Source organism: Microbacterium sp. (assembly GCF_030149085.1).
Taxonomy (GTDB): domain Bacteria; phylum Actinomycetota; class Actinomycetes; order Actinomycetales; family Microbacteriaceae; genus Microbacterium.
This window is the reverse complement of record NZ_JASBSF010000095.1, coordinates 1-4,256: the sequence shown is the minus strand read 5'-3', so window position 1 is coordinate 4,256 and position 4,256 is coordinate 1. Positions and strand designations below refer to the sequence as shown.

The window sequence follows — 4,256 nt, the reverse complement described above, 5'->3', positions numbered from 1 at the left end:
GCGGGAATGTCTTCGGCGATGAGCTTGGACACCGCCTTCTGGGCGGCTTCGTACTTGTCGAAGGTCGCGACGGTCTGTCCGACGTCCTCGAGGTTGCGGGCGAACTGGCCCCCCATCATGCTCATTCGTCCATCCTCCCATGCCGGGTCTTGCCATCCGCTGAGTCGCCACGAATCATCGCTCGTAACCACAGGAGGGCATGCCCGGGCGCGGGCTACGCTGGACGGGTGAACACGCAGCGGGTCTTTGTCGCGCGCCTCTCGGGCTGCGCCGTCTTCGACCCTGCCGGCGACCGGCTCGGACGCGTCCGCGATGTCGTGGTCGTCTACCGCGCCGACGACCCGCCGCGCGTCGTCGGGCTCGTGGTGGAGATTCCCGGCCGGCGAAACGTGTTCGTCTCGATCGGGCGCGTCACCTCGATCGCCCCGGGGCAGGTCATCACCACCGGCCTCATCAACGTCCGCCGGTTCCAGCAGCGCGGTGGCGAGGTGCGGGTCCTCGCTGAACTCCTCGGTCGCCGGGTGTACTTCCGGGACGGGTCAGGCGAGGCAGTCATCGAGGATGCCGCCATCGAGCGCGACCGGCTCGGCGCCTGGGACATCGGCCAGCTGTTCCTGCGCCGTCCCCGCACCAGCGCATCTCCGTTCACGAAGGGCCCGACCACGCTCGCCAGCTGGGAAGAGGTCACCGAGCAGCTCGATTCGACGCAGGAGCCGTCGGCCGAACAGCTCGTTGCGACCCTGAGTGAGCTGAAGCCCGCCGACCTCGCCAACACGCTGCTCGATCTTCCCGACGCCCGCCTGCTCGAGGTCGCCGAGGAACTTCCCGACGACCGCCTTGCCGACGCGCTCGAAGAGATGCCCGAGGATGACCAGGCGCACATTCTCGAGCAACTGGGCGACGAGCGCGCCGCCGACATCCTCGACGCGATGGAACCGGATGACGCGGCCGACCTGCTCGGACAGCTCCCGGCAGGTCGCAGCGAGGCGCTACTCGATCTCATGGAGCCCGAGGAAGCCGAGGACGTTCGCGAACTCCTGAAGTACGGCCCCGACACCGCCGGTGGTCTCATGACGAGCGAGCCGATCGTGCTCTCTGCCGAAGCGACCGTCGCTGAAGCACTCGCGCTCATCCGCCGCCACGAGCTGCATCCGGCACTCGCGGCGTCAGTGTTCATTACCCTGCCCCCGTACGAAACGCCGACGGGCCGGTTCCTGGGCACCGTGCACTTCCAACGGATGCTGCGCTACCCGCCGCACGAGCGGCTCGGCTCCCTCATCGATGACACCATCGAGCCGCTGGCAGCCACCGCAACGGCGGCCGAGGTCGCCCGCATCCTCGCCTCGTACAACCTGGTATCGGTGCCGGTCGTCGACCAAGTCCACCGCCTGGTCGGTGTCGTCAGCGTCGACGACGTGCTCGACTACCTGCTGCCTGAGGACTGGCGCTCGCACTCGACCGACCAGCGACCGGTGTCGTTTCCCTGGACAGGGCCGGTGAAGCTGTGATGGCGCGCTCACCCCGGGGGCTGGACGCTCCCCGCGGTCGGTCGAGCATGCCGATTCGCAGTCGCACGCCCCAGCCCTCGCGGGATCGGTTCGGCCGAGCAACCGAGTGGATCGCCCGCAATATGGGCACCCCCTGGTTCCTGGTGGCTCTCACCCTGTTCTGCGTCGCGTGGATCGCGTGGAACACTGCGGCCCCCGAGAACCTGCGGTTCGATTCGGCAGCCAACGGCTTCACTGCCCTGACGCTCATGCTCTCACTGCAGGCCTCCTATGCCGCCCCCCTCATCCTGCTCGCCCAGAACCGGCAGGACGATCGCGACCGCGTGCAGATCGAGCAGGACCGTCAGCGCGCAGAGCGGAACCTCGCCGATACGGAGTACCTCGCGCGCGAGATCGTGGCCTTGCGCATCGCCCTCACCGAGGTGACCTCGGAGGTCGTGACCCGTGACACACTGCGCGCCGAACTGAAGTCGCTGTTGAGAAAGCTCGACGAACGCGCCGAGCAGCAGCCCACCGACGCGGTGCCCTCCGCGGGCCCGACGCTCCCCCACGAGGGCCACTCGGCATGATTCGCAGCGGAGACGTGCGGTGACTGCCGCAGACGAGGTCGCGCGCGCCGTCGGCTCCGTGATCGATCCGGAGTTGCGTCGCCCGATCGGTGAGCTCGGGATGGTTCGCGGCGCTCGGGTCGACGACGGCGCAGCGTGGGTCGACATCGCCCTCACCGTCGCAGGATGCCCCGCCGCCGCACGGATCGAGTCCGACGTTCGCGCCGCGGCGCTGTCGGTCCCCGGGGTGGTGTCGGCCGAGATCACGGTCGGGGTCATGGATGCCGACGAACGCGCTCGCCTTACCGAGATGCTGCGCGCCGGGCGCCCGGCCCGTTCGATGCCGTTCGGTCCCGACTCCCTGACCCGGGTGATCGCCGTCACGAGCGGTAAGGGCGGCGTCGGCAAGTCGACGCTGACGGCGCTCTTGGCGACGACCCTGGCAGCGCGCGGTCTTCGCGTCGGGCTCATAGACGCCGACGTCCACGGATTCTCTATTCCCGGCATCCTGGGTCTTGTCGGACCCGACGGAGCACCACCGCAACCGACCCGGATCGATGACCTCATGCTTCCTCCCGTCGCGCACGGGGTGAAGGTGATTTCGATCGGGATGTTCCTGCGACGCGGTTCGGGGGAAGAGCCACTTGGCGCCGTGGCGTGGCGGGGACCGATGCTGCACCGCACCGTGCAGCAGTTCCTCACCGACGTCCACTTCGGTGACCTCGACATTCTGCTGCTGGACATGCCACCGGGAACGGGCGATGTCGCGATCTCCGTCGGCCAGCTCCTGCCCCACGCCGAGGTCATCGTGGTGACCACGCCCCAGCGCGCAGCCGCTGACGTCGCGATCCGCTCAGGGCTCGTCGCGCGGCAGACAGGACAGCGCGTGCTGGGGGTCGTCGAGAACATGGCGCCGCTCACCCTTCCCGACGGCACGGTGCTCGATCTGTTCGGTTCCGGCGGCGGCGAGCTTGTCGCGCAGGCCCTACAGACGGATGCCGAACCCGTCCCCCTCCTCGGCTCGATCCCGCTGAGTCACGGCGTGCGGGCATCCGGCGACGCCGGCGACGTGCACCTCGTGACGGATGCCGCTGACCCTGCCGCAGCGGCGATCGAGGCTGTAGCGGAAGCTGTTCTAGCCTCCGGGCGCGGACTGTCGGGCCGCCCCCTCCCGATGCGGGTCAGGTAGCTTCCGCGTCGAACGGCGGAATCTCCCCCACCGCCAGCGGCGGTGCCTTCGTCGACGTCGTGGTCGCTCCAGCAGCAGCGGCTCCGGCCGGGGCCATCGTCGCGGACTGCGGCTTGACGGGCGGCGTCGGCGGGTCATCCAGCAGTGCCTCCCGGATGATGCGACGCGGGTCGTACTGCCGTGGATCGAGCGTGCGCCAATCCACGTCGTCGAAGTCCTCGCCCATCTCTTCTTTGACGCGCGAGCCGGCGGAGCGGGCGAAGTCACGGGCTCGGCGCACAAACTGTCCGAGGGCTGCTGCGTAGCGGGGAAGCCGCTGCGGACCGATGATCATCCCGGCGATCAGAGCGATCAGCAGAAGCTTCTCGATCGTGATCCCATTGAACATGGGTCAAGATTACCCCTCGCGCCTCAGCGAGATTCCGGGTGCGCGCCCGTAGGCTTGCCCCTCAGAGAAAGGGCAGTGCATGGGAGATCACGCGGTCAATCGATTCGTCGAAGAGGTCACTGTCGAACCCGACGCGATCGCCCGCGCTCGCGAGGCTGCGCTCGAACTCGGCGCCGAACCGATCAGCGCTGCGGTCGGTGTGCAGTGTGCCACGATCGCCGCCGTCGGGCGTGCGTTGAACATCGTCGAGATCGGCACGGGCGGCGGAGTCTCCGGGCTGTGGCTGCTGCGCGGAGCGCCGCAGGCGACTCTCACCACGATCGATGTCGAGCCTGAGCATCTGGGGGCAGCGCGTCAGGCATTCGCGCAGGCCAAGGTCCCGCCGGCACGCGCCCGTTTCATCACGGGCCGCGCGGCCGAAGTCCTTCCTCGCATGAACGAGGCGTCGTACGACATCGTTCTGGTCGACGCCGAGCCCGAGGGTGTCATCGAGTACGTCGAGCACGGGCTGCGCCTCGTGCGCCCGGGGGGCACGGTCCTGGTCCCGCGGGTCCTCGCGGGAGGCGCGGTCGCCGATCCGGTCAAGCGCGATGAGGTCACGACCGCCTACCGCTCGCTCATTC

At 68.9% G+C, this 4,256-nt stretch carries 5 protein-coding genes; 4 read left to right on the top strand and 1 reads right to left on the bottom strand.

Annotated features, from left to right (window positions below):
• Positions 1–227: 227 nt before the first annotated feature.
• From Q1V87_RS04080 to Q1V87_RS04070, 3 genes are read left to right on the top strand one after another with little or no spacing between them, the layout of a single operon-like run.
• The gene (locus Q1V87_RS04080; protein ID WP_300590951.1) at positions 228–1,508 is read left to right on the top strand and encodes a CBS domain-containing protein; all 1,281 of its coding nucleotides are present in this window, start codon (positions 228–230) and stop codon (positions 1,506–1,508) included.
• Positions 1,508–2,077, top strand: coding sequence for a DUF1003 domain-containing protein (locus tag Q1V87_RS04075; RefSeq protein WP_292708512.1), 570 nt, complete (start codon positions 1,508–1,510; stop codon positions 2,075–2,077). Before Q1V87_RS04080 ends, Q1V87_RS04075 begins: the two co-directional genes overlap by 1 nt.
• Positions 2,078–2,096: 19 nt before the next feature.
• Positions 2,097–3,245: a P-loop NTPase gene (locus tag Q1V87_RS04070; RefSeq protein WP_300590948.1), complete on the top strand. Its 1,149-nt coding sequence runs from the start codon at positions 2,097–2,099 to the stop codon at positions 3,243–3,245.
• Here Q1V87_RS04070 and Q1V87_RS04065 read toward each other — a convergent pair.
• Positions 3,238–3,633, bottom strand: coding sequence for a Sec-independent protein translocase TatB (locus Q1V87_RS04065; protein WP_300590947.1), 396 nt, complete (start codon positions 3,631–3,633; stop codon positions 3,238–3,240). The genes Q1V87_RS04070 and Q1V87_RS04065 overlap by 8 nt on opposite strands.
• Positions 3,634–3,712: 79 nt before the next feature.
• On the opposite strand from Q1V87_RS04065, the gene Q1V87_RS04060 reads away from it, so the two are divergent.
• Positions 3,713–4,256 (top strand): class I SAM-dependent methyltransferase (locus tag Q1V87_RS04060; protein ID WP_300590946.1); only part of this gene is annotated, 544 nt, incomplete at its 3' end.